The organism is Prochlorococcus sp. MIT 1303, from assembly GCF_001631965.1.
Classification (GTDB): Bacteria; Cyanobacteriota; Cyanobacteriia; order PCC-6307; family Cyanobiaceae; genus Prochlorococcus; species Prochlorococcus marinus_D.
The window spans coordinates 13,318-38,455 of sequence record NZ_LVHK01000027.1 but is presented as its reverse complement, the minus strand read 5'-3'; the positions used below and the strand labels follow the sequence as shown (position 1 = coordinate 38,455).

Sequence of the window (25,138 nt, the reverse complement as noted above, 5' to 3'; positions counted from 1 at the left end):
CCAAGCCCCTCTTTTGCCTTTCTATTACAGCAGATTTTAGCTAATCCCTTGCACTTGCAGGGGATTTTCTTTTGTCTGCAAATACTATAAATCTCTTAGAAAGATTATCGATAACTGGCAGTTTCCTGTCTCTTTAATGTTCAAGATTATGTGGATCCGGTCAGCCTAGATGATTATAGTTACGCGCCATTGCAAATCAACTCATCAACTTCTTATCCCTAAATAATATCTTTATCTCCTCAATTAATCATCAGAAGCTGAAAGGAAGATCACCATCTCTGATTCATTTGTTCCACGGAACCTGACTGCAGCTTGATTCTGCCTCCTTGGCGATATTGTTGAGTCAATAAGCAATATCGCCCGTGGTGCCAAGCCCCTTTAGCAAGAGTCGCTAAAGGGGCTTGGCTTAATCCATCGCAGCCTGTGGACGTTCTCCGATCGCGTCAAGATGGCTTTGGTGTTTGGTGTTGACCATGGGCAATGACCGATCCCTAGCGCTGGTGCAGGGGGCGGTTGGTGGTGTCTTGGCAGGGATTGCTCTTGCCCAGGGGGGGCTGCTTTGGATGGCACCGGCCCTGGCCTTGCTTTGGTCGGCGTGTCGCTTTCCAGTTGCAGCCTCTCTTTGGGGTTTTGTGGCCGTGCTGCTCAGCCATCGCTGGTTGCTGGCGTTGCATCCACTCACTTGGGTTGGCGTACCTGCACCCCTAAGTGTTCCTGTCGCCGCATCAATTTGGTTGTTTTGCGGTGCAGCAGCTGCTGTGCTTGTGGGGCTTTGGGCTTGGTTAGGCACTTCGCTTGCTCATCTGACAACGCGCGAAGCAGGCATCCGCGCTCAGCTTTTTCATGCCCTGCTGATGGCATCGATCTGGGGGCTTGCGGAAGTGCTGTTGGCCGGTTCACCCTTGTTTTGGATTGGCGTCGGCGGCAGCCTTTTGCCCGGTGATCGAGCCTTGGCTGGTTTGGCCCGCTGGTTTGGGGCTGGAGGTTTAGCCACGCTTCAGCTGCTGATCGGTTGGTGGTTATGGCGTACGGCGCTGGCCTGGCGTCGTGGAGCTGGTTGGCGTCGTTCTTTGCTCGTGGGGCTTCTTTGCTTGCTCTTGGCCCATGGTTTTGGTTGGAGTTTGTTGCGTTCATCAGATGCAGCCGCACCGATCTCGGTTGCTGCTTGGCAGCCCGCTATCCCTACGCGCAGCAAGTTTTCTGAGGCGCAGCAACGTCGCCTTCCCGAGGCGCTTCAACAAGCTCTCGATCGTGCTGATGATCTTGATGTTGCCTGGTTGGTCGCACCAGAAGGCCTTCTCCCCCCTGGCGAGGAGTTGCTCAGGCCTGCTCCGCTTCCCCTGCTTAGCGGTGGTTTTCGCTGGCTGCGCGGTCAGCAACGCAGTGCTTTGTTGGTGGTAGATCGCGGCGAAAGGCAGGCTTCAGCATTCATTGACAAACACCGTTTGGTGCCGCTGGGGGAATGGCTACCGGCTTTGCCTGGGGGTGTTTTTCGTGGTCTATCAGCTGTTGGTGGTCTTCAACCTGGTGCTGCTTCGCGCTTGTTGCAGTGGCCAGGTCCTACCGCTGCCGTGGCCATTTGTTACGAGCTCAGTGATGGGGCTGCTTTAGCCCAGGCCGTCGCTGATGGAGCGCAATGGTTGTTGGCGGTAGCCAATCTTGATCCCTATCCCTTGGCCTTGCAGCGGCAGTTCATTGCTTTGGCACAGCTGCGCAGCATCGAAACCGCCCGTGATCTACTCAGCGTTGCGAACACTGGCCCCTCTGCTTTGGTTTTGGCGACAGGCAAGCAGCAGCAACTGCTGGCTCCTTTTACGGAGGGGGTTGGCCTGGCGGATCTGCATCTCCATCAAGGCATCAGCGGTTACACCCGCTGGCGTGAGGCCCCTTTAATTGGCTTGATGCTCTTTGCAGTGTTTGGGCTGTTCTGGTCGCGTGTTCGCTCCTAGCTGATCAGCTTGATGCTGCGTTGATCTGTTGGATCAGGCCGCCGCCGAGGACTGCGTCAGCGGCATAAAACACTGCAGCCTGGCCAGGTGCGATTGAGAATTGCTCTTCTTTAAAAGTGAGTCGGCAGCGGTGAGGACGGTCGGCGGCAATGTCTTCTGCTGTGGCTTCGATAGGGGTGAGCTGGGCGGCAACGGGTCCGCTTCTGTAACGCACTTGCACCTCCACATCGATGGCACTGCTTGGCGGTGCCATCGAAATCCAGTTCACTGCGCCCACAACGCAGCTGTCGCGCCCCGCTTCTGCTCGAGGGGCAACGATGACGCGATTTGCTGCCGCGTCTAGTTGCACCACGTGCAGCGGCTCTCGCCAGGCCACACCAAGGCCTTTGCGTTGGCCAATGGTGAAATGTTCGATTCCATCGTGTTCACCCACGACTTGGCCGTCTTGCAGCACAATCTCGCCTTGTCTGGCAGGTAGGTAATTGTCAAGGAAGGCTTTCATTGAGCCGTAGTGATCGGCAAGGCAAAGATCCTGACTTTCTGCTTTCTTGGCTGTGCGTAGGCCGTAACGCTCTGCTTCCTGTCTGGTCTCTGCTTTGGTGAGCTCCCCTAGGGGAAAGATCACCTTTGCCAACACATCTTGAGAAAGGTCATAGAGGAAGTAACTCTGATCTTTGTTCTGATCGAGACCACGTAAAAGCTGGTGACGTCCTCTGGCATCCCCAGGTAAGGCTTGTTGAGGTTCTGGATCTTCGCGATGGCGAATACGGGCATAGTGCCCCGTGGCAACGCGGTGTAACTGGCGTTCTTTTTCAGCCCAGCTGAGCATTGCTGCAAATTTCACCGAGCGATTGCAGCGTGAGCAGGGTAAGGGTGTGACCCCTTGTTGATAGCCCTGCACGAGTTGGTCGACGATTTCTGCTTGGAATGTGGCGCGCGAATCCACCACATGATGAGGGATTTTGAGTTGCTCACAGATGCCGGCGGCATCGATAAGTCCATCGCTGCAGCATGCGCCCTTGCCACTCATCAGCCAGAGAGTGAGACCTTCCACCTGCCAGCCCGCCTCCACGAGTAGGGCCGCGCTGAGGGAACTATCAACACCGCCGGAGAGCCCTACCGCGACACGCTGCTCGCCTGGCCAACACTGCAAACGTGTCAGAGCTTTTGCAACAGCTGGGGTGGCTGGTGTTCTAGACACATCCTTAAGGGGGGCTGGGATTGGCGGCTGCATAGGCGTTACCGCAATGATGTCTTCATAGTGAGGTCTCATGCGCTCCAGTCTTGTCCTGGCCCCCATCAAACGCTGATCATCTTTTGGTTACTGCTGCGCAGATGGCAGGTCTGGAGGAGGACATGTTTGCCAGCGGCTTGCCGGTGGCTGCTTTGATGGAAAAAGTAGGCCAGGCGATGGCGGCTTGGTTTCGCCAACAGTCTGAGTTGTTGGCAGATGGTGTGGTGGTGTTGGTGGGCCCTGGCCATAACGGTGGTGATGGATTGGTGGTGGCCAGGGAGTTGCATCTTGCAGGGGTGAAGGTCCAGCTCTGGGCGCCCTTGCCGATCCGTCAACCATTAACGGCCCAGCATTGGACTTACGTTAAATGGCTTGGCATTCAGCAACTAGATCACGCTCCTGATGTTGCTGGTGAGCCTGTTTGGATCGAGGCTCTGTTTGGGCTTGGACAATCCCGCCCACTCCCTGAAACGCTGGCAACGTTGTTGCAGGCGCGGCAGAGCTGCCAGCCAGGCAAGTTGGTGAGCTTGGATGTGCCTGCTGGGCTCTGTTCAGATTCCGGCATCCCTTTCCCCGGCGGCGCTGCCGTGGCGATGACGACACTCACTGTGGGGTTGCACAAGCAAGGCCTTATTCAGGATGCGGCGATCGATCATGTTGGCCGCCTGGTGCGAGTTGATATGGGCGTGCCGGAGATCTTGTTGAAGCAGTTGCCACAGTCGCAACCTCGGCGGCTCTGTTCTGCGGATGTGGCCACCCTTCCCTGGCAGCATCCAGCAGCAAGCGCGATGAAATACGAACGAGGGCGGGTGTTGGTGATTGCTGGTAGTGATGATTACCCTGGGGCGGCTTTTCTGGCCATTCAGGGTGCTATCGCTAGCGGTGCAGGCAGCATTCAAGCCGCTGTGCCTGTTGCAGTAGCCGATCAGCTTTGGCAAGTGGCGCCTGAAGTTGTCTTGGCGGCCGCGCTTGAGAGTTCTGCGGCAGGTGGCATGGCCGTAGCTACTTGGTTGGCGAGTCATGATCTCAGCCGGTTCGATGCCGTCTTGATTGGGCCAGGCTTAGGTCGAGGTGGAGAACCTTGGTCAGTGTTGGCAGAACCGTTGCAGCGCTTTGCAGGCTTGTTGGTTTTGGATGCTGATGGTCTGAATCGATTGGCGCTGGCTACTGATGGATGGCAATGGTTACAGCAGCGCCAAGGGCATACCTGGCTTACTCCCCATGCCGGTGAGTTCAGAAGATTGTTTCCGCAGCTCAAAGCTCGGCAACCTCTCGATGCGGCTCTGGAAGCATCCCGGCTTTGTGGAGCAGCTGTGCTGCTCAAGGGAGCACACAGTGTGGTTGCGGATCCCTCTGGTGCCGCATGGCAGCTAGCAGAGACAGCAAGTTGGGTTGCTCGTACTGGGCTCGGGGATCTCTTGGCTGGTTATGCAGCTGGCTTGGGATCTATGGATGCTGCTAAGGCTCAGGCTTGCCATTGCCAGGGTGAGTCTTTGGCCGCAGTGGCGTTGCTTCATGCCGAGGCTGCACGTCGATGCCGCCAAGGCAGCTCAGCAAGGTCTATCGCTCAATCCCTTGCAGAACTTACGATTAGCTTGCAATCAAATGAATGTGATCAAGGGCACGTCAAAGGGTATGAATGCAAACGATAAATACCTAATTATCTCGATTCCCCTGCATGAATCCGAAAGCTTTTTTAAAGCTGGAGGGTTTTGCTGAAATTTGTAGGAAAATTTCCTTCCAAATAAATCAGGAGCCGTTGAAATGGTTTCAGCAGCGCCTAAATCAGCAGAAACACAGAGGCGTAGAAGTTCTGATCCTGTCAGCTGGTATCTCACAACGATTGGGCGTATACCTCTTCTTACCCCTGCTGAGGAGATTGAACTTGGCAATCAAGTTCAGACGATGATGAGTCTCACTCAAGACGGCTCAGTTGAGCCTGATGATAAGGATTTTACGACACATCAGCGACGCATGATTCGCATTGGTCGTCGTGCCAAAGAACGCATGATGAAGGCCAATCTTCGTCTTGTTGTGAGTGTTGCCAAGAAATATCAAGGCAAAGGACTGGAACTCCTCGATCTCATTCAGGAGGGTTCACTTGGTTTAGAGCGTGCTGTTGAAAAGTTTGATCCAACCCGTGGCTATAAGTTTTCGACCTATGCGTTTTGGTGGATTCGTCAGAGCATGACACGTGCGATTGCGTGCCAGTCGCGCACGATTCGACTTCCTGTACATCTCAGTGAAAGGCTGACCACAATTCGAAAGGTTTCTCTGGATTTGGCTCACAAGCTTGGAGCAATGCCCAGTCGCTCCGAGATCGCTGAAGCGATGGATATCCCTGTTGATGAACTCGACTCTTTACTGCGTCAGGCGCTAACAACCAGCAGTTTGGATGCGCCAGTGAATGGCGAAGAAGGACGAAGTTTTCTTGGTGATCTGATCGCTGATTCCTCTCTTGGGGAACCTCTCGACAAGGTGGAGCAGCGTATTCATCATGAGCAGCTCGGGCGTTGGCTCAGCCATCTCAGTGAGCAGGAGCAGCATGTTCTTAAGCTCCGTTTTGGTCTGGAAACCCATGATCGACACACCTTGGCTGAGATTGGTCGCTTGATGGAAGTCTCGCGTGAGCGTGTTCGTCAAGTGGAATTAAAGGCCTTACGCAAGCTGCGTAACCTCACGCGTAGGGTGCCCAACGGGATCTGAAGCTGCCTTACTTATCTTGTTGTCTCTGGTTGCTGCCAGTAATTAGTGATCAAGAGGGCTATCAATCTTCAGCCCAGATGTAGCGAGTGAGTTCGTTCGCATTTGGTTCGGCTGCGGCAAGGGCAAACTCCACGCAGTCATTTACTTCTGCATCGATCTCTTTTTCAATAGCGCGTAGTTCATCAGCACGCACCAAAGATTCAGAGGTGAGATCCTTCTCAAGAGCCTTTAGGGGATCTCGTTTTGCCCAGAATTGCTTTTCCTCTTCGGCGCGTAGTTCATCTGGATCAGCAAGAGAATGGCCACGGAATCGATAGGTGAGGCACTCCAGCAGGGTGGGACCTTCACCAGCCCTGGCTCTTTTTATTGCTCTCTGAGTGGCAGCTCTTACGGCGAGAACATCCATGCCGTCAACCTCTTCGCCAGCCATCCCGAAGGCAGCAGCTTTTTGCCAGATTTCCGGTTCACTGGTGGCTCGCTCATGGGCCATGCCAATGGCCCATTTGTTGTTCTCGACAACGAACAGGATCGGCAGCTGCCAAAGCTGCGCCATGTTGAGGCACTCAAAGAACTGGCCGTTGTTGCAGGTGCCGTCACCGAAAAAAGCTGCTGTTACGGCATTGCTGCTGGCATCACCCAGGGCATCTCGCTTATAGCGACTGGTGAATGCTGCCCCCAGGGCGATGGGAATCCCTTCGCCGATGAAGGCAAATCCTCCTAGGAGGTGATGCTCTTGCGAAAAGAGGTGCATGGAGCCCCCACGACCTTTGCTACAGCCGGTTTCCTTGCCGAAGAGCTCACTCATTACTTCGCGGGCGGGTACACCGGCGCTAAGGGCATGAACGTGATCGCGATAGGTACTGCAAAACCAATCGTGCTGGCGTTTCATTGCACCGATCACACCTGTGCTAACGGCTTCTTGGCCGTTGTAGAGGTGAACGAAGCCAAACATTTTTCCCCGGTAGTACATCTCGGCACATTTGTCCTCGAAGCGTCGCCCAAGGGTCATGTCTCGGAAGAGTTCTAGGCCGATCTGACGATCAACCTTGGCGCGTTTGGAGCTGATTAGCGTGGAGATTCTCTCGCCATGGCGGCCTGCTGCCAGGGGTTTTGCCGTGGTTTGGCTTGAGCTCACGGAGGTTTTCTGGCTCATGACAGACGACCGTCATTCGAGTGACGACTGTAATGGTCCGTTGATTAGCAATGGGCAAAATCCCTTCCAATGTCTAGAGTTTTATGCCAATCGCTGCGCAGCTGGTGGACCTGCCAATTGATCATTTCCGCTTGCTGGGTGTCAGTCCTTCGGCAGACAGTGAGGCGATTTTGCGGGCCTTGGAGTTGAGGTTGGATCGCTGCCCTGACCAAGGTTTCACCCATGAGGTCTTAATTCAGCGGGCAGAATTGTTGCGGCTTTCAGCAGATTTGCTGACAGATCCGCCACGGCGTCAGGCCTATGAGACTGCCTTGTTGGAGCTCAGTCGTGATCATCCAGGCGAGACCGCCGGTCTTGATCTGTCACCTAGTAGAGAGGTGGCAGGGCTGATCTTGCTGTTTGAAGCGAACTCTCCTCATGAGGTCTTTCATCTCGCCTCTCAGGGATTGCAGCCGCCCCAGTCCCCGACGCTAGGTAGTGAACGAGAAGCTGACCTCGCTTTGTTGTTGGCGCTGGCCTGTCGGGCTGCAGCCGCTGAGGAACAGGAACAACGGCGTTATGAAGCAGCAGCGTCTCTTCTGCATGACGGGATCCAGTTGTTGCAGCGGATGGGCAAGCTCTCCGAAGAGTGCCTCAAGCTTGAGAACGATTTAGATGTCCTTCTGCCCTATCGCATTCTCGACTTATTGAGTCGGGATCTTGGTGATCAGGTCTCTCACCAGGAAGGACTGCGCTTACTTGACAACTTTGTGAGACAGAGAGGAGGCCTTGAGGGAACGGCCCCATCGCCTGCACCTGGGGGTCTTGATCAATCCGAATTTGACAACTTCTTCAAGCAGATCAGAAAGTTTTTGACTGTTCAGGAACAGGTTGATCTTTTCTTGCGCTGGCAGCAAGCCGGATCAGCAGATGCGGGTTTCCTTGGTGGGTTGGCTCTTGCTGCGGTTGGATTTTCGCGTCGGAAGCCTGAACGGGTGCAGGAAGCTCGGCAGCACTTAGAGAGTCTTGAACTGGATGGATTCGACCCGTTGCCGATGCTGGGTTGCTTGGACCTCTTGCTCGGAGATGTAGGCCGCGCTCAGGAGCGCTTTCTGCGCAGTACAGATCCTCGAGTGAAGGACTGTCTTAACAGCCACCCTGGCGATGAATTGGCGGCTTTTTGCGAGTACTGCCGCTATTGGCTGGGGGGGGACGTGCTTCCCGGTTATAGGGATGTGGATGCTGAGGCCGTTGATCTGGAGGCTTGGTTTGCTGATCGGGATGTTCAGGCCTATGTCGAACGCCTGGAACGCAGCGAAAATCGTGCTTCGTCTTTAGGTAAGGCCTTCTCAGGATCGTCTTTGAAGCAACCCTTCCCTTGGGCCCCTCTTGATCCCGATGGGATTTTGCCCCTTTCTCTTGGTGGGCCTGAGGTTGGTCAACCTGCAGCTGACCCGAGCTCTGATGAATTTGCCAGCGATGGCATTGCATGGATTGATCGTTTAGCAGATCTGCCACGTCCCACGCGGCCGGTGCTGATCGGTTCTGTTGTCTTTGCGGCCCTGATTGCAGCCTTTGCCGGCTTCAGCTTGTTTGGCCAACGTCCTCGTCCTTCAGTTAGCACGGCTGCTGATCAGCCTCAAGTCACAGCACCTCCCACAGCCACACTTCAAGAGGAGGTCCTCAAGCCTCAAGTCCCTGTCAGCGCTGTGGTTGAGCCGCTTACTTTGGAGCAGCCGAATCAGGCACAGCTCAAAGGTCTGCTTCAGGCCTGGCTCAGTAACAAGGCAGTCGTGCTTGCCGGTGGCAAGAGTGATGCTCTGCCTGAGGTTGCAAGAGATCCATTGGTGCAGCGCGTCACGCAAGAGCGTGCCAGGGATGCTGCTTTAGCTGAGACCCAGAAGGTTGTGGCCAGTATCAGCTCTGTAGAGGTGGTGAGTCGAACGCCGCAGCGTATTGAGCTGAATGCAGTTGTGACCTATCGCGATCAACGCGTTGATGCTGCCGGCAAGGTTGTTGACCAAACGCCGCAAAAGGATCTCTCGGTGACTTACATCCTTGGTCGTGATCCCGATCGTTGGCGCCTGCATGAATACATCAGCGGCAAATAATCAATGTTTTGCCTAAGCGCTAGCCATCGCTTTTTACGATGAGCTCATAGGCCTTGGCACGTTGGCACCATGTTTGAAGAACTTTCAGCCCGCTTTGAAGATGCAGTTAAGGGGCTGAGAGGCCAGGCAAAGATCAGCGATACCAATGTTGAGGATGCTCTTAAGCAGGTGCGACGTGCCCTTTTAGGGGCTGATGTGAGTCTTGAGGTCGTGCGCGAGTTTGTCGACGAGGTGCGGCAGAAGGCAGTTGGTGCCGAAGTGGTGCGAGGTGTCACTCCTGATCAGAAGTTTGTTCAGGTGGTGCATCAGCAGCTGGTGGAGGTGATGGGTGGTGATAACGCTCCCATGGCTGAGGCTGAAGATTCACCAACGGTGGTGCTGATGGCTGGATTGCAGGGGGCTGGCAAAACCACTGCAACAGCGAAGCTTGGACTTCACCTCAAAGATCAGGGTCAGCGGCCACTGATGGTGGCTGCTGATGTCTATCGGCCGGCTGCCATTGATCAGCTCCGCACCCTTGGTGAGCAGATCGGAGTGGATGTATTCAGCCTCGGAGACGATGTCAAACCTGAGGAGATCGCGGCAGCAGGACTTGCCAAGGCTCGTGAGGAAGGTTTTGACACCTTGCTAGTGGATACGGCAGGTCGGCTGCAGATCGATACCGAGATGATGGAGGAAATGGTGCGGATTCGTTCTGCTGTAGAGCCCGATGAAGTGCTCTTGGTGGTGGATTCGATGATCGGTCAGGAGGCGGCTGAACTCACTCGGGCCTTCCACGACAAGGTTGGTATCACTGGATCTGTTCTCACCAAGCTGGATGGTGATTCCCGCGGTGGGGCTGCGCTTTCGATTCGCAAGGTGAGTGGTCAGCCGATCAAGTTCATCGGTACTGGAGAAAAAGTTGAGGCTTTACAGCCTTTTCATCCGGAACGCATGGCCAGCCGCATCCTCGGGATGGGCGATGTGCTCACCCTGGTGGAGAAAGCTCAGAAGGAGGTAGAGCTCGCTGATGTTGAGAAGATGCAGAAGAAGCTGCAGGAAGCCTCGTTTGATTTCTCCGATTTCCTGCAACAGACGCGACTGATCAAAAGGATGGGTTCCCTCGGTGGTTTGATCAAGATGATGCCGGGCATGAACAAGCTGGATGACGGCATGCTCAAACAGGGAGAGCAGCAGCTCAAGCGCATCGAGGCCATGATTGGCTCGATGACTGCTGATGAGCGCAATCAGCCTGAATTGCTTGCTTCACAGCCTTCTCGTCGTCGTCGTATTGCTGGTGGGAGTGGCCACAGCCCCGCTGACGTGGACAAAGTTTTGGCTGATTTTCAGAAAATGCGTGGCTTCATGCAGCAGATGAGTAAGGGCGGTGGCATGCCTGGAATGCCAGGCATGCCAGGAATGCCAGGAATGCCTGGCATGGGTGGAATGGGTGGAGGGTTGCCTGGCATGGGAGGCGCAGGCATGCCAGAGCCAGCTTCAGGTGGTCGCGGTGGTGGTTCCCCCAGGCGTCAGCGACCGGTGAAAAAGAAGAAGGGGTTTGGAGAGTTGTAATTGGCCGCAGGCTATGGTTGTTGTTTGGCGTGTGTGTAGAACACCGCTGAACCATCCACCTTTTCGAACTTAGGGCCACGATGATCAAGCTCCGCCTGAAGCGGTTTGGCAAGAAGCGGGAAGCGAGTTTCCGCCTTGTGGCCTGTAACAGCACCTCTCGTCGAGACGGTCGCCCTTTGCAGGAGCTTGGCTTTTATAACCCTCGCACGAAGGAAACGCGGCTCGATACTGAGGCACTGCGTTTGCGTCTTAGCCAGGGAGCTCAGCCCACTGATGCAGTTCGATCCTTGTTGGAGAAAGGCGGGCTGATCGAAAAGACCGTTCGCCCTGCTGAGGTTGTTGGTAAGGCCAAGCAGGCTGAAGCCCGTAAGGCTGGTGCAAAGAATGTGGCCAAACAAGCTGCAGAAGCAAAGGCTGAGGAAACTCCTGCTGATAACACAGAAGCCTGAGTTGTTGCATGGCCGGAGTTACCTCAGAGGGTCGCTTCGTTCTGGATCTTCCCGATACTGACGCTGCGATTGCTCTTGCAGGCAACGGTGAACAGACCTTGCATCACCTTCAGGCCTTAACCGGGGCTTCATTGGTGATCAGGGGGCTTCAGCTTGTGATCGGCGGCCGCCCTGCTCAATTGGAACGTGCAGCAGCAGTGGTTGAGTTGATCAGACCTCTGTGGCAAGAAGGTCAGGCTGTTTCAGCTGTTGATTTACAGGCGGCGCTCACGGCTCTTGATACTGGCCGTAGGGATGCTCATGCTGAATTGGCTGATCAGGTGTTGGCCCGCAGTCAGCGAGGCAACCTGCTGCGGCCGAGGACATTGCGCCAGAAGGCTTATGTCGAGGCGATGGAGCGCCACGATCTCACTTTCGCTCTTGGGCCTGCAGGAACGGGCAAAACTTTTTTGGCCACAGTGTTGGCAGTGCGCATGCTCAGTGAGCGAAAGGTTGAGCGCCTGGTGTTAACTCGGCCAGCGGTTGAGGCTGGTGAAAGATTGGGCTTTCTGCCCGGTGACCTACAGCAGAAAGTGGATCCTTATCTGCGTCCGCTCTACGACGCGTTACATGCTTTGCTTGGCGCTGAGAAAACCACCACATTGCTGGAGAAGGGGGTGATTGAAGTGGCCCCCCTCGCTTATATGCGAGGACGCACCTTGGAAGAGGCTTTTGTGATCCTCGATGAGGCTCAGAACACAACGCCGGCTCAGATGCGCATGGTGCTCACTCGGCTTGGGGAGCGTTCGCGCATGGTTGTCACGGGTGACACCACCCAGGTGGATCTGCCACCGGGCCATCTCAGCGGACTTGTGGATGCTGCTGAGGTGCTCGCTGATATCAAGGGTGTCGCTGTCTGTCGCCTCACCTCTGCAGATGTGGTGCGTCATCCGCTTGTGCAACGGGTTGTGGATGCTTATGCGCGCCGAGATCAACGATAGGGAGACCCGCACTCAACAAACTCAGCAAACTTTTTTTTTGATGGCAAAGTAAAGGGGTTACGTGATCTGGTAAGCCATGCCGGCAAGCAGCAATTTCCAGGAGGCCATTCGCGAGGCGCAATCCAGCGCCTTGGTTGGCCCCAATGTCGTTAACAAGGCCCTGCCCTATGTGGGTGGTGGCATGGTGCTCACCGCCGGTGGGGTCTTTGGTGGCTTGTCCCTTATGACAACAAATCCAGGGCTGTATCAACCGCTTTGGTTTGTGTCTTTAATTGCAACATTGATCTTGTTCTTCGTGGCCAGGAATGTGGCCATGCAGGGCAACAACAGCACTGCGCTGCCAATTTTGACAACCTTCAGCTTGGTAGAGGGATTTTTTCTTAGTAATCTTGTTGGCTATGCCATTATTTCAGTAGGTGCAGCTAATCCTGCCAATCCATATGCAGGTGTCGGAGCAGTCGGAACTGCTGCATTAGCCACTGGGATCACTTTTGTCATTGCTTCTATCGCTGGTAGGCGAATGAGCGACAGCATTGGCCAGGCCTTAGGAGCAGTTGTTGGCCTAGGCCTAGTTGGCTTAATCATCGCCATGGTTGTGCAGTTGGTCGGAGCAATCTTCGTCCCAGGTTTTGGGGGCGGCGGCTTTGAGTTGATGATTGCAGGCTTTGGCACGGTGCTTTTTGTTGGTGCAGCTTTCCTTGATTTCTATACGATGCCCCGCACATATAGAGATGATCAATATTTGCCAGCTGCTTTAGGGATGTATCTCACATACATCAATCTGTTCATCTTCATTTTACGTCTAATCATTGCCATTCAAGGTGGCGGTCGACGTAACTGAACTCAGAAAGAAGAATGCTTTAGCCCCGCCTATGCGGGGCTTTTTTTGTTGCTTGATTCAGTTGAGATCTGTTGCGGTAGTGGTTGCAGGCTCTTAAATCAGGGTTGCATTGCAGTTAGCAAATAAGCAGCTTTTGGACTCCTCTAATCAGCTTTCTGATCAGAGAAATAAGCGAAGACGTTTACGTTTCATTCTTCAGATCGCAATTTCAGCAGCCTTAGGAGGTTTTCTCTTTGGCTATGACACGGCAGTGATCAATGGAGCTGTCGGTGCGATCGGTACCGCCTTCACCGTCTCCAAGGAAACCCTCGGCTTTGCTGTCGCCTCAGCTTTGCTGGGTTCCGCATGGGGAGCATTCACCGCTGGTTGGCTGTCTGATCGAATCGGTCGTCGCAACAGCATGCTGGTTGCTGCACTGATGTTTCTTGTTGGTTCCCTCGGCTCTGCTCTTGCCCCAACGATCACCATCCTGATCCTCTGGCGGGTCGTTGGTGGTCTGGCCGTCGGTTTCGCCAGTGTGTTGGCGCCCGCCTATATCGCCGAGATCTCTCCTGCATCGATGCGCGGACAGCTTGGCTCACTACAGCAGCTGGCGATTGTTATCGGTATTTTCCTGGCGTTGCTGTTCGATTACGTCATCGTTCTTTTGACTGCTGATCAGAATCCCGTTTCAGTGATCGGTCCTCTAGCGGCCTGGCGCTGGATGTTCATGTCTGAAATCATCCCTGCAGCTCTTTACGCAGTACTGGTGATCGGCATTCCAGAGAGTCCTCGCTATCTCGTGCAGAAAGGTTTGACGCAGCGTGCGAAGGCGGTGATTGAAAAAACGCTGCATGAACCTGCAGATCAGGTGATCGCCAGGATCCAGAGCAGCTTGGTTAACACCCATCAAGGCAAGTTAAGTGAACTGTTCGATCGCCACACCATCCTGCTGCCGATCATCTGGACCGGCGTGATGCTGGCGATCTTCCAGCAGTTTGTGGGCATCAATGTGATCTTCTATTACTCCAGTGTCCTGTGGCAGGCCGTTGGTTTTAGCGCCAAGGACAGTCTGATTGTCACGGTGATCACCTCGATTACAAATGTCGTCACCACCTTCATTGCGATTGCATTTATTGATCGTCTCGGCCGCAAACCCCTGCTTTTGGCTGGTTCGGTTGTGATGGCGTTGAACCTCGGTGTGATGAGCTGGGCCTTTGCCGGTGCCCCTCTCGTCAACGGTTCGCCCCACCTTGCCGGGGCAGGAGCCATTGTGGCTTTGATTGCTGCCAATCTGTTCGTGTTCGCCTTCGGTTTCTCCTGGGGACCGGTGATGTGGGTGATGCTCGGAGAAATGTTCAACAACCGCATCCGTTCGGTGGCAATCGGGCTGTGCGCCATGGTCAATTGGATTGCCAATTTCTTAATTTCCGACACCTTCCCTGGCTTGCTGGAACGCTCGGGACCTGCACTCGCCTACGGCCTATACGCCACGGCTGCTGCGATCTCGTTCTTCCTCGTGCTGTTTTTCGTCAGGGAGACCAAAGGCATGGAGCTCGAGGAGATGGCCTGATGCTCTGATCAGCAAAGCTCTTTCCAAGGGTGTATTCGCCTAAAGCCTCTTCCTCCCTGTTCGTGATGCGTTCTTTTTGCGTTGGACTCCTAAGGGCTATGGCCTGCCTCAGCCTGGTGGCATCGTCATTGGCCGCTGTTCGTGTTCGTGCTGAACCGCGCGAAGACCGCAGCGAGCTATCCCCTGATGTCGAACGGCTCGAAGTGATTGTGCAGCCCTGGTTGCATGACTGGCTCTGGCTTCCAGAGTGGATCCGCCTGTCGTTCAACTACACCAACGAGATTGACGCTAATCCGAGTGGAGGCAATGAGCAGACAGGAACCTATACCCACAACGTTGCCATTAATTCGGCCTTCTCAAGCGGCTTCGGCAAAGAGGCGAGCGAATGGCAGGAGATCGACCACTGGACGTTGAATATCACGGCGTCCCAGCGATCAGGCACCAGCCTCTCGCAGAAGATTCCCAACGAGCTCGCCGTTCAGCAGATCTACGGCTATGGGCAGACGTTCCGGTTGGCGGGACTCTGGCTGGAGCGCAATCAAGCTGAGGATGGCCTGCTGAAGATGAAGTTCGGCAAATTCGCCACCTTCGATGACTTCGCCTCATCGCCACTTTATTGCTTTTACACCAACAACGGTTTTTGCGGGCAGAACTGGGGGATTCCCAATTCCCTGCCGGTGATGGCCTATCCGGCGAACCAATATGGGTTCGTGCTTTATCTCGGTGAGGTGGACGGACCTCATGTCCGTTCAGGGACCTACCAGATCAACCCCGATGGGGCGGAACCGGCCTTTCATGGCGCTGATTTTCAGATACGCGATAGCGATGGTCTGGCCCAGTTCGTGCAGTTCAATGTGCCATTCGGTTCCGTGACGCCTCAGGCGGCCAGACGTCTCGAGGATGGTTCCGTGGTGCTCGTTCCAGAGGATGAGCTGGAGGTTTACTACGTGTCAGGTCTTCCCCAACCGGGGTTGCAGCTGGGTGGATGGATTGGCAACTGGCAGTTCCCACTGGTGAATGGCAGTGGCAAGACCTCTGAGAGCAACGAAGGTGTCTATGGCCTCGTCTCAGTGCCTTGGGACTTCGGGGGGCTGGTGCTCGATGGCCGGTTGTGGGCCAATGCAACTTATGGTTTGACTCAGAGCGTCCAGGATGTTCCCAACACTTATGCCGGGGGCTGGGTCGGCAAAGGTCTGTTCCGCAATCGCCCTCACGATGCCGTTGTGATCGGACTGGCTAATGCCAACTGGAGCCGAGACATCCCTGATGGTCCGATTTGGGAATCAGCCCTGGAATTGGGTTATCAGTTCATGCTCGGCAGCAATGTCTCGATTCAGCCGGGGGTTCAATACATCTTTAATCCGATGGGCAAGGGCGATGTGGATGATCCTTTGCTGCTCGGTCTGCAGATGAGCTTCTTCTTCTGATTGGTGAATTGGCCATCGCCGATGGCGGCTTCAACACGTCAGCATCGCCTTAATTTGCGCCAGATCAAACGGGATGACTATTCCTATACCGATCAATTTTCGATCACGACGGCTACGGCGACTGTCCTGATCATGATCGGAGCAGTTGCCTTGGTGTTGCTCATTCAAGGCGCTCAGACCGGCTGAATTTGTTCGTTCTTATGGCTTCTCTTTTGTCCCTTTAAGACACAACTGTATTGATGAACGTACTGATTCCTGGAGCACTGTTCTTGATCATGTTCGCGCTAGGGCTCAACCTGCGCGACAACCACTTTGATCTGATCCGAGACCGCTCAGCATTGTTGCTGCGCGTCTTGCTGGGCACCTGCGTGCTGGTGCCGTTGGTAGCGATGATCATTCTCTGGCTTCCGCTCAGCTTTGAGTTGTCTCAGCCTGCGAGATTGTCGATTGCTCTGATGGCGGTTTGCCCAAGTGCTCCGCTCACACTGCGCAAAGCGGGAAAAGCAGGCGGCAATGCTCAGATGGCTGGCTACTTGCAGATGGCTGCGGCGATTGCGGCGATTATTTCAATTCCCCTGATGGCTGAGTTGTTCACGACTGTCTTTAAAGGGCAAGGTTGGGAGATCAGACCTATCCATGTAGCGATGAATGTGGGCCAGGTTCAGATCCTGCCGTTGTTGTTAGGTCTGTCTCTACGCCGCTGGCTACCAGCTTGGGCAGAACGTGCTGAGCCGTTCTTCAACAAGCTTGCCAATTTGCTGCTGCTGCTGGTCCTGGTGGTGATTCTTGTTAAGGCCTTTCCCTTACTCATTCCTTTTGCCAGCAAGAACCTGCTGGCGTTGGCATTGATGGCCGTCATGGTGATCGCATCGTTGCTGATCGGTTATCTGCTAGCGGGGCCGGACCCCAAAGAGCGAACCACTGTTTCACTGGTGACCTCCATGCGAAATCCAGGCTTGGCACTTTTGTTTGCCCAGATCAATGCTCCGCAGATGCTTGAACTCAAACTATCGATCCTGACCTATTTAGTGCTCACAATTATTTTTTCGATTCCTTTCTTGAATTGGCGCAAGCGGTTGGCGATGGGAACTTGAGCTGTTTATTTTATTTCCACTTTTAATTTCCACTTTTAACTTCCACTGTTTTATTTCCATTGTTTGCTATCAAGCTGAGCTCAACCTGATAACTAGATCAACAGACAAATCAATAGATCAATCAACAGGCCAGTCAATCAGCCATTGCTAAAGCCATTCATGTTTCTGCGATGGCCTCGATTGAGGCTGTAATGGCTTGCTTCTGCTCTTCGTCATAACCCCAGCGATTGAGAAAAGCGACATCTTCCCCACGGGTGTGCTCAACAGCTTCAAGCAGTTGTTCCAGTCTTGTTTTGACGGACTTAGGTTCGAGCAGACGCAGCAGTTCAGTGCAGCGGGATGTCACTCTCTTCGATCCAGCCTGCTGTGCCATATCGCCTGCGCGTTGATGGTGCATGGCCATCGCCGTGCTCATCGCTAGGTTGCGGACGGTCAGGTCAACGACACCGTCTCCAGCAGCCCTTAATTGCATCACCAGGGCTTCGGGGAGGCGATCCATCAGTGGGGAATCCCCTGCCAGGCTCACCACAAAGAATCCACGGGCGCCATCACGACTGGCCACCAATTCCGCGATCCGGTCGGCGAGTACTTCATCGCTGAGTTCGCCCTCTTCCCATAGCCTCAGCCACTGAGCGGTGATTTCAATCGCTTGTTCAAAGCTTGGCGCTGGGGTGCTCATGGATGTTATGCATGCTTTCAGTCAGGCTATGGGGCCACATTGAGCCAGGTCATGTCACCTGAGGCGATGGAGTCTCTCCCTGAGGGATATCGTTCCGGTTTTGTCGCTTTAATTGGCAGGCCCAATGTGGGCAAATCCACCTTGGTGAATCAGTTGGTGGGAGAGAAGGTAGCGATTACTTCTCCTGTGGCGCAGACCACGCGCAATCGGCTGCGGGCCATCGTCACCACCCCCGAGGCTCAGATGGTGCTAGTGGACACCCCTGGGATTCACAAACCTCACCATTTGCTTGGTGAACGGCTGGTGCAAAGCGCCCGTGCAGCCATTGGTGAGGTTGACCTGGTGTTGCTTCTGCTTGAGGGCTGTGAACCACCCGGCCGTGGTGATGCTTTTATCGTGGAACTGCTACGCCAGCAGAATCTGCCGGTGTTAGTTGCTCTTAATAAGTGGGATCTTGTTGCTGAGCAGCAACAAGACCCGGCGGAGGAGGCTTATCGGCAGCTGTTGGCAGACTCTGCTTGGCCGCTCATACGTTGCAGTGCGATTAGTGGTGAGGGATGCAATGGGCTTTTAGAAGCTTTAGTGGGGCAGCTGCCACTAGGCCCCCAGCTCTATCCAGCTGAGATGGTGTGTGATCAGCCGGAGCGGGTGCTGCTGGCTGAACTGATTCGCGAGCAGGTGCTGATGCATACCCGTGAGGAGGTGCCCCATAGCGTGGCGGTAAGCATTGATCGGGTTGAAGAGATGCATGTTGCCAATGGAAGGCCTGGTCAACAGGGGAGGACGGCTGTGTTGGCCACCGTGCTGGTGGAACGCAAGAGCCAGAAGGGGATCCTGATCGGCAAGGGAGGCTCGATGTTGAAGACCATTGGTCAGGGAGCGCGCTTGCAGATGCAGACCTTGATCGATGGCCCTGTCTACCTGGAATTGTTTGTGAAGGTGGTGCCTGATTGGCGCTCTAAGCCAGCGCGATTGGCGGAGCTTGGTTATGAGGGCAAGTGATTATTGCCCGTTTCAAATGGGCGACTGAGAGGATTGATGAATGATTGATCATCCAAACCCCTTTTTAAAGTCTTTTCGGCTGAGGTTGTTTCTTCAGGGGTGCTCTGATCAGCGGATGAGCTTGCCTAGCGTCTGTGCGCAGATCCGTTGGTTCTCCCATTTAGCGGCCTGAAGGAGATGGCACCTTTTCGCCTTGATGTGGTGACTTTGGTGCCACAGGCGTTTACTCCTCTTGGTGAACTCGGGGTGATTGGTCGTGCGTTTGCCTCTGGCATCGCTGCCTTGCACACCCATAATCCCCGCGATTACACCACGGATCGCTACCACAAGGTTGATGATCAGCCCTATGGCGGTGGTGCTGGCATGGTGCTCAAGCCAGAACCAGTTTTTGCTGCTTTTGAGGAGATTCCTGTTCAGGCGCGACGGCGGGTGTTGCTTCTGACCCCTCAGGGAAAACCGCTATGCCAGAAGGATTTGCATCGTTGGGTAGAGGACCACGATCAGCTTGTGCTGATCTGCGGTCATTACGAAGGTTTTGATGAGCGGATCAGAAGTTTGGCAGATGAGGAGGTGTCTGTAGGGGATTTTGTGCTCACCGGTGGTGAGCTGCCAGCGATGACGGTGATCAATGGGGTGGTGAGGTTGTTACCGGGAACTGTTGGAACGGCAGAGTCGCTGCAGGATGAGAGTCATAGCGATGTCCTCCTCGAGCATCCTCACTACACAAGGCCAGCGAATTTTCGCGGCATGGTTGTTCCAGATGTGTTGCGCAGTGGTGATCATGGTGCGATTGCTCTGTGGCGACAGCAACAGCGGCAGCTGCGTACGCAGCTGCGTCGTCCGGATCTCTATGTTCGCTGGTCTGATCAGCAGCAATCATCAACACTGACAATGGAGTCCCATGGTTCTGCCTCCATGCAGTTTCGTATCGGCAACGGGTATGACATTCATCGCTTAGTGCCCGGTCGCCCCTTGATTCTTGGTGGCGTGACACTTGATCATCCCGATGGGTTGGGGCTCGATGGTCACAGCGATGCTGATGTTCTTGTTCATGCGCTGATGGATGCCTTGCTTGGAGCTCTTTCGTTAGGCGATATCGGTAAATATTTTCCGCCGGATGATCCCCGCTGGAAAGGGGCCGATAGTTTGATGCTGCTTGAGCAGGTTGTCGCTCTGGTACGAGATCGCGGCTGGCAGGTTTTGAATGTGGATGCCGTGGTGGTGGCTGAGCGTCCCAAACTCAAGCCTCACATCAATGCGATGCGTAGCAACCTGGCACAACGGTTGGGTGTGGAATTGGATGCCGTGGGTGTGAAGGCCACCACCAATGAAGGGCTTGGACCGGAAGGTCGAGAGGAGGGCATGAGTAGTCAGGCGGTAGCACTGTTGCAGCAGATAGGCCTGACATGAATTGCAGAAGCTTGTCTAGGTTGATTGCCTTTCTGCTTAGCTTTTTGGTCATGCTGTCCAGCCATCCTGATGTTGCGATTGCCGCTCGTCATGATCCTGATGGCGGCGATCACGTTGCTGTCGTCGAGCATTTGCGCATCAAGGTGCCGGCCCATGCACGGGAGGCTTGGCTCAAAGCTGAGCAGGGCAGTTGGGAACCCTGGCTCGCGAAGCAGAGTGGCTATCTGGGGCGGGATATTTTTTGGGACGCTGAACAGGAGGAGGGCATCTTGCTGATTCGTTGGGCCAGTAGAGAACAGTGGAAATCGATTCCCCAGGCTGAGGTGGATGTGGTGCAGGCCCGTTTTGAACAGCTGGCCCATGAGGGCACAGGCCAGGCCAGTGGTCATCCTTTCTTGCTGCAATATGAAGGTGAATTGGTGCCTCAGTGACTGAGCCGCAGGTACGGCTTGATCTTCAGCGGCGGCAGCGGCTTGGCATGGTGGAGGCGATCTTTGGTGAGCACAAGACCAGCGAACAGATCGCAGCATGTCTGAGTCGTCTTGAGGCTGAGGGTGAACTGGCTTTGGTTACGCGGGTTGATCAAGCCAAGGCGGCGGCCGTGGCCGATCTACTTAGCAATGTGCAGTTTCATGCTCAGGCTCGTTGCCTCACGCTCGGAGATCCGGCGATCTTGCTGCCGGCACTTGGTGAGGTCGTGGTGCTTAGTGGTGGTACCAGTGATCTGCCTGTAGCGGCGGAAGCCGCTTTGGCGTTGCGTTGGCATGGCATCCAGAGCGAACTCTTGCTGGATGTGGGTGTTGCTGGTTTGCAAAGGCTTCTCGATCAGTTGGTACGGCTGCAACGAGCCAAGGTGCTGATTGCTTGTGCAGGCATGGAGGGTTCGCTGCCGACTGTGTTGACAGGGCTTGTGCCACAGCCTGTGATTGGTGTTCCCGTGTCGGTTGGTTATGGGGTCAGTGCAGGGGGCCGTACAGCCCTTGAGGGAATGCTCGCCAGTTGTGCGCCTGGTCTGGTGGTGGTGAATATTGATAATGGCTATGGAGCTGCTATGGCGGCACTGCGCATCCTTAAAGCAGCCGTCACAGGCGAAGTAGCTGTCAATTAATAATCAGGATCGTGAGACAGCAACTGGTGAGAGTCTTGGGGGCTGAGCTCAAGTAGCTGTTCAACCCAAAGCCTCATTGATCGTGGCAAGCGGTTCTGTTCGTAGCGCATCAGTGCTTCCATCAAAACGGGTGTATTCACCCAATGCAACGAACGTGAACCCATGCACTTCTCTTGATTGAGCGAACCATGGGCTACCTAATTGATTCGCGCAAGGGGAGCGCCGGGATTCACTCTGATTCTTCGTATTTGGCACCAAGTCGCCATAGTTCATTGCTGTGACTTGGCAATTCAACATCACGCAAACGGCGAACTAGTTCAAATAGATCACCTTGAGCCAATTCACCATTGGTTTGCCATTCCATTGCACGGGGGTCAGGTCGGGACGCGGCAGACAAGGTGGGTGCGGGAATGTGTTCGAATCAAGGTATCAATACTTAGGCCTTGTGTTTAGTTCATGACGATCATTCTTTGTGGAAGATTTTGTGAAGACCTGCCTTTGGGCCTTCTTGATCGGGGTATGCAATCAGAGGTGCTGCAAGTTGGGGTAGGACGTCACAACCTCTTCCGCACTCAGAACATCGCCTCGACCTTCGGGTTGCCAGATCACCTCTAGGGCCATCAAATCAGTTGAAGAGGTGGATCCAAGGATGCGAAGGCTTTCTCGTAGCTGCTCGCTGCTGATTGATTCGCTCAGCTTGATGCGGCTGCTGGATGCAACCAAAACCGTGACGACGATGTATTCATTTGCTGCATCGGCCTCGCCGGCGCTCTTTTCTGAAAGCTCATCAGTTCGTCGTTCACCGGCAACGTTGGATGTCACCTCCGCTCGCAATTTGCTGCGTTCGGTTACCGAAAGACGGTTAAATGTGGATTCTGCCGAAGCAAACGGCACGCTGCCGCTTTCTACATTGGCGTAAACCCAGAGCTCTGGCTGACGCAGAAGGGCAAGGGTGGTTTCCTGCAGAACCCGTTGCAGCCCGCTTGAGCTGCCTGTTTGCGCTGAGGCCGCAAGCTCGCGCAGGTCTTCCTGCAGAGCCTTGGCGCTGGCCAGAAGCCCTACTTGCAATTGCAGGATGGTGACGGGTCCAGCCGCAGTGGGCCGTTGAGCGATTTCGCCTGAACTATTGAGGGCGGCATTTCCCCTGCCACCACCACGCACAGCGTTGACCAGAACGCCCACAATTGACATCAGAATTAGGAAGCCAAAAAGGCCGCCACCACCGAAACCAAATATGGGAATGAGGAAGGGAAAACCGATGCCACCTCCGCGGTAGCCCCCGCCGTATCCTCCATAACCTCCTCCATAGCCGCCGCGCATACCACCGCTGCTGCGTGGCATTGAGGGAGCACGGAAGCTTCCCCCTCCGATGCGTCCACCACGAGCGGCATGGCTTGGCTCGGGTTGAACCAGAATCAAGCCTGCTACGAGGAGCGGCAGCAATAGAGCCGTCAGCCAGCGGCTGAGCGTGCGTCTGGAGGGAAGGTTTGGCAAGCTGGCCAAAACGTTGCGGCGGTTGGTCTGAACTCTAGGAACCTCCGCCGACGATAGTGACGATTTCCAGTTGGTCCATCTCCTGCACCAGTTGCTCCTGCCAGTGATTTGGTGTCAGGATCGTGCCGTTGAACTCCACAACGACAAGGCGAGGGTGGTAGCCCAGCTGTTCGATCACGGCCGCCAGCGAGGTTGGCATAGGTTCTGGCTCGATTTCCCTGATTTCACCATTCACCATCAGTTTCATCTCAGAGCCTCCAGTAGTTGAAGGCTGGTAGCAGCAGGATCTTGGGAATTCATGATCGCTCCGATCACAGCAATTCGTTTTGCTCCGGCTTGACGTACTGCTTCTAGGTTTGAGATGTTGATGCCACCAATGGCAAACCAAGGTAGCTGGGTGGCTTTGGATGCCTCCTTGATATAGGCAAGCCCAATTGGTTGTCGTTCCGGTTTGGTAGCTGTGCTGTTAACAGGCCCCACTCCTAGATAGTCGCAACCTTCTGCTTCAGCTTTTTGAAGCTGGGCAAGAAACTGTGTGCTTCGACCCAGTAGCCGTTCGCTGCCGATCAGTCCCCTTGCTACGTCTGTGGGGAGGTCGTCCTGGCCGAGATGAACACCATCGGCGTCCACCGCAAGGGCTAAGTCGATTCGGTCATTAACGATGAATAGCGCCCCATGCTTTCTGCATAGGCTGGCCAGCTCTTTTGCCTGAGTCAGTCGTTGCAAGTCACTAGCTTCTTTATTGCGGTATTGCACCATGTCGATGCCAGCGACTAGTGCTGCGCTCACTGTCTTGAGTAGATCGTTGCGATGTAGATCGGATTGTGATGTCGTAATCAGGCAAAGATGGCAGGCCTGCAGTTGTTGGCGTCTCTTTTTGCCTGCGTTGGCCTGCAGCACGGTCACCTCTAGGTCGTAGAGGCCATAGCGGATTGCAGCAGCGCTGGCAGCCAGCTGAGGATCTGGCTGACGGGCGAACTCTTCCAGCACGCGTAGAGCTTCTTGAACGCGTGCGCAGTTGGCTGCCACAACATGCCATGGTTCGTGTCGCTCTTGCTGAGCAGGATGGCTGAGGCCGATCCCTTGATCTGTAGCAGTGCAGCGTGCCTGTTTGTAGCTGTCGTGATGATGGCGACCCAGTCGCTGACGCCAGTCTTTGAGAGTCACCACAAGGTCTTCACGATCTAGTCCGAAGCGGCACCAGTCTTCGACGACTCGCAGTCCTTCCCGAGCTCGATCGAGGTTGGCATCGATCAGCTGAGCAACACGTAGATCTGCGATCGGGGCGACAGGCATCGATTTCATGGCAGTCTTGGCACAATTGCATCCCCATTCCGATCATGGACAACAGTGGTTCAGATAGCACCATGAACGTTCTGATCTGGGGGGTTGTTCTTTTAGGTGGGATTGGGGTGTTCATTGTTTGGGGTTTGACGAATGCGTATCCCACCCCTGCTTGATCTTGCCTTTTAACGCTGGCTTATCGGGCCTTCAATTTGCTGCGCGCTAGGTCGGCATCGCGGCCAATCTGGGTACTGAGTTCTTCAAGGTTTGCGAAGCGTTGCTGGCCTCGAAGTCTCTGGATCGGTTCAACCAATACTTCGCATCCTTCCAGGTCCATTTGCTGATCCAGCAAATGGACCTCTACGGCGGAGGGCGATGTTGGATCCACTGTGGGTTGGGGACCCAAATTCATCACGGCAGCAAGGGGTTCGCTTTCATCTTTGACTGATGCCCAGGCGGCATAGACCCCAAGACCTGGCAGGAATTTGCGACCATCAACTTGCAAGTTGGCTGTAGGCCAGCCCAGTTTTCGCCCAAGGCCGCGGCCGCTGACGACACGGCCGCGGAAGCGATAGGGCCGGCCCATCAGGGTCGTTGCTGCCTGTAGATCGCCTTCGCTGAGCGCGGAGCGAATGCGGCTGCTGCTCATTCGCCCCTCTGTGTCTTCCAGGATTGGCAACACCATCACTTCCACTCCGGCGGCTGCGGCGAGTTGCTGCAAGGTGTTTGTGTCGCCCTCACGATTACGTCCAAAGCGGAAGTTGGCCCCAACGGCAATGCGCTGCGCTTTGAGGGTGTGGATCAGCATTTGCTTCACAAAGGTTTCGGCACTGAGGGATGCCAGAGCACGATCGAAGGGCACCAGCACAAGTTGTTCGACACCAAGCGGAGCGAGGAGGCAGGCTTTTTCGGTAGGCAGGTCCAGTCGTAATCGCGGTTCGCCATAGAGCACTTCGCGGGGATGGGGCCAGAAACTCACCACCGTTGGCACGCCAGGCGCATTGTTTACAACAGCCTCAATGACGCGGCGATGGCCAGCATGAAGGCCATCGAAACTACCGAGGGCAAGCGCTGTCGGGGTGCGTGCCTGCTGAGGGGGGCAGAGAGGAATCAAGGTGGCCGTGCACATGGCGCG

General features: G+C 54.9%; 25 protein-coding genes. 16 read left to right on the top strand and 9 right to left on the bottom strand.

Going from position 1 to position 25,138, the window contains the following annotated elements; translation table 11 throughout:
* Positions 1-473 precede the first annotated feature (473 nt).
* On the top strand, positions 474-1,949 hold the full coding sequence (locus PMIT1303_RS01345; RefSeq protein ID WP_063397207.1) for an apolipoprotein N-acyltransferase: 1,476 nt from the start codon (positions 474-476) through the stop codon (positions 1,947-1,949).
* Positions 1,950-1,953: 4 nt separating this feature from the next.
* Here PMIT1303_RS01345 and mnmA read toward each other — a convergent pair whose 3' ends face one another.
* Positions 1,954-3,183, bottom strand: coding sequence for a tRNA 2-thiouridine(34) synthase MnmA (gene mnmA / locus PMIT1303_RS01340; RefSeq protein WP_231901203.1), 1,230 nt, complete (start codon positions 3,181-3,183; stop codon positions 1,954-1,956).
* Positions 3,184-3,233: 50 nt separating this feature from the next.
* Here mnmA and PMIT1303_RS01335 point away from each other — a divergent pair, with 50 nt between their 5' ends.
* Together PMIT1303_RS01335 and PMIT1303_RS01330 are read left to right on the top strand one after the other, a co-directional pair.
* A complete protein-coding gene (locus PMIT1303_RS01335) occupies positions 3,234-4,835 on the top strand; it encodes a bifunctional ADP-dependent NAD(P)H-hydrate dehydratase/NAD(P)H-hydrate epimerase (RefSeq protein WP_063397206.1) in 1,602 nt (533 codons plus the stop codon).
* 112 nt (positions 4,836-4,947) lie between these two features.
* A complete protein-coding gene (locus tag PMIT1303_RS01330; RefSeq protein WP_063397205.1) occupies positions 4,948-5,889 on the top strand; it encodes an RpoD/SigA family RNA polymerase sigma factor in 942 nt (313 codons plus the stop codon).
* A gap of 61 nt (positions 5,890-5,950) precedes the next feature.
* Here the strand turns inward: PMIT1303_RS01330 and pdhA are convergent, their stop codons facing one another.
* Positions 5,951-7,042, bottom strand: coding sequence for a pyruvate dehydrogenase (acetyl-transferring) E1 component subunit alpha (gene pdhA, locus PMIT1303_RS01325; RefSeq protein WP_063397204.1), 1,092 nt, complete (start codon positions 7,040-7,042; stop codon positions 5,951-5,953).
* Positions 7,043-7,125: 83 nt separating this feature from the next.
* Here pdhA and PMIT1303_RS01320 point away from each other — a divergent pair, with 83 nt between their 5' ends.
* The 9 genes from PMIT1303_RS01320 (at position 7,126) to PMIT1303_RS01285 (ending at position 17,026) form a co-directional block, all read left to right on the top strand.
* Complete coding sequence (locus PMIT1303_RS01320; RefSeq protein ID WP_063397203.1) at positions 7,126-9,132, top strand: ARC6/PARC6 family protein; 2,007 nt, start codon at positions 7,126-7,128, stop codon at positions 9,130-9,132.
* Between the two features lie 69 nt (positions 9,133-9,201).
* On the top strand, positions 9,202-10,683 hold the full coding sequence (gene ffh, locus PMIT1303_RS01315) for a signal recognition particle protein (RefSeq protein WP_063397202.1): 1,482 nt from the start codon (positions 9,202-9,204) through the stop codon (positions 10,681-10,683).
* Positions 10,684-10,763: 80 nt separating this feature from the next.
* Entirely contained in the window at positions 10,764-11,132 is a 369-nt protein-coding gene (rpsP, locus tag PMIT1303_RS01310; RefSeq protein WP_011826578.1) for a 30S ribosomal protein S16, read from the top strand.
* An 8-nt stretch (positions 11,133-11,140) separates the two neighbouring features.
* Entirely contained in the window at positions 11,141-12,112 is a 972-nt protein-coding gene (locus tag PMIT1303_RS01305) for a PhoH family protein (protein WP_063397201.1), read from the top strand.
* A gap of 76 nt (positions 12,113-12,188) precedes the next feature.
* Complete coding sequence (locus PMIT1303_RS01300; protein WP_063397200.1) at positions 12,189-12,953, top strand: Bax inhibitor-1 family protein; 765 nt, start codon at positions 12,189-12,191, stop codon at positions 12,951-12,953.
* Between the two features lie 133 nt (positions 12,954-13,086).
* Positions 13,087-14,505 (top strand): sugar porter family MFS transporter, encoded by a 1,419-nt coding sequence (locus PMIT1303_RS01295; protein ID WP_063397211.1) that lies wholly within the window; start codon positions 13,087-13,089, stop codon positions 14,503-14,505.
* Between the two features lie 65 nt (positions 14,506-14,570).
* The gene (locus PMIT1303_RS01290) at positions 14,571-15,932 is read left to right on the top strand and encodes a carbohydrate porin (protein WP_231901201.1); all 1,362 of its coding nucleotides are present in this window, start codon (positions 14,571-14,573) and stop codon (positions 15,930-15,932) included.
* 21 nt (positions 15,933-15,953) lie between these two features.
* Positions 15,954-16,118, top strand: coding sequence for a hypothetical protein (locus PMIT1303_RS13180; RefSeq protein WP_156486865.1), 165 nt, complete (start codon positions 15,954-15,956; stop codon positions 16,116-16,118).
* A gap of 53 nt (positions 16,119-16,171) precedes the next feature.
* Positions 16,172-17,026 (top strand): bile acid:sodium symporter family protein, encoded by an 855-nt coding sequence (locus PMIT1303_RS01285; protein WP_063397199.1) that lies wholly within the window; start codon positions 16,172-16,174, stop codon positions 17,024-17,026.
* Between the two features lie 157 nt (positions 17,027-17,183).
* Here the strand turns inward: PMIT1303_RS01285 and PMIT1303_RS01280 are convergent, their stop codons facing one another.
* Positions 17,184-17,705, bottom strand: a complete 522-nt coding sequence (locus tag PMIT1303_RS01280; protein WP_063397198.1) for a hypothetical protein — start codon at positions 17,703-17,705, stop codon at positions 17,184-17,186.
* Between PMIT1303_RS01280 and era the strand changes: the two genes are divergently transcribed.
* The 4 genes from era (at position 17,676) to larB (ending at position 21,225) form a co-directional block, all read left to right on the top strand.
* Complete coding sequence (gene era / locus PMIT1303_RS01275; RefSeq protein WP_074159180.1) at positions 17,676-18,707, top strand: GTPase Era; 1,032 nt, start codon at positions 17,676-17,678, stop codon at positions 18,705-18,707. The two genes, PMIT1303_RS01280 and era, sit on opposite strands and share 30 nt — an antisense overlap.
* Before the next feature lie 177 nt (positions 18,708-18,884).
* Positions 18,885-20,117 (top strand): tRNA (guanosine(37)-N1)-methyltransferase TrmD, encoded by a 1,233-nt coding sequence (gene trmD, locus PMIT1303_RS12710; RefSeq protein WP_074159179.1) that lies wholly within the window; start codon positions 18,885-18,887, stop codon positions 20,115-20,117.
* A complete protein-coding gene (locus PMIT1303_RS01265; protein ID WP_063397196.1) occupies positions 20,114-20,548 on the top strand; it encodes a TIGR03792 family protein in 435 nt (144 codons plus the stop codon). Before trmD ends, PMIT1303_RS01265 begins: the two co-directional genes overlap by 4 nt.
* Positions 20,545-21,225, top strand: a complete 681-nt coding sequence (larB, locus tag PMIT1303_RS01260; RefSeq protein ID WP_063397195.1) for a nickel pincer cofactor biosynthesis protein LarB — start codon at positions 20,545-20,547, stop codon at positions 21,223-21,225. The genes PMIT1303_RS01265 and larB overlap by 4 nt, the downstream gene beginning before the upstream one ends.
* On the opposite strand, the gene PMIT1303_RS13680 is transcribed toward larB, so the two are convergent.
* The 6 genes from PMIT1303_RS13680 to PMIT1303_RS01240 all read right to left on the bottom strand — a co-directional run bounded on the left by PMIT1303_RS13680 (position 21,222) and on the right by PMIT1303_RS01240 (position 25,132).
* Positions 21,222-21,389 (bottom strand): hypothetical protein, encoded by a 168-nt coding sequence (locus PMIT1303_RS13680; protein ID WP_197459724.1) that lies wholly within the window; start codon positions 21,387-21,389, stop codon positions 21,222-21,224. The genes larB and PMIT1303_RS13680 overlap by 4 nt on opposite strands.
* A gap of 65 nt (positions 21,390-21,454) precedes the next feature.
* Complete coding sequence (locus PMIT1303_RS13175; RefSeq protein ID WP_156486864.1) at positions 21,455-21,622, bottom strand: hypothetical protein; 168 nt, start codon at positions 21,620-21,622, stop codon at positions 21,455-21,457.
* Positions 21,623-21,750: 128 nt separating this feature from the next.
* Positions 21,751-22,728, bottom strand: coding sequence for a DUF1517 domain-containing protein (locus tag PMIT1303_RS01255; RefSeq protein ID WP_063397194.1), 978 nt, complete (start codon positions 22,726-22,728; stop codon positions 21,751-21,753).
* A 25-nt stretch (positions 22,729-22,753) separates the two neighbouring features.
* The gene (gene thiS, locus PMIT1303_RS01250; protein ID WP_063397193.1) at positions 22,754-22,966 is read right to left on the bottom strand and encodes a sulfur carrier protein ThiS; all 213 of its coding nucleotides are present in this window, start codon (positions 22,964-22,966) and stop codon (positions 22,754-22,756) included.
* A complete protein-coding gene (locus PMIT1303_RS01245) occupies positions 22,963-24,024 on the bottom strand; it encodes a thiamine phosphate synthase (protein ID WP_063397192.1) in 1,062 nt (353 codons plus the stop codon). The genes thiS and PMIT1303_RS01245 overlap by 4 nt, the downstream gene beginning before the upstream one ends.
* Positions 24,025-24,199: 175 nt before the next feature.
* Complete coding sequence (locus PMIT1303_RS01240; protein ID WP_074159178.1) at positions 24,200-25,132, bottom strand: bifunctional riboflavin kinase/FAD synthetase; 933 nt, start codon at positions 25,130-25,132, stop codon at positions 24,200-24,202.
* Between the last annotated feature and the right edge of the window lie 6 nt (positions 25,133-25,138).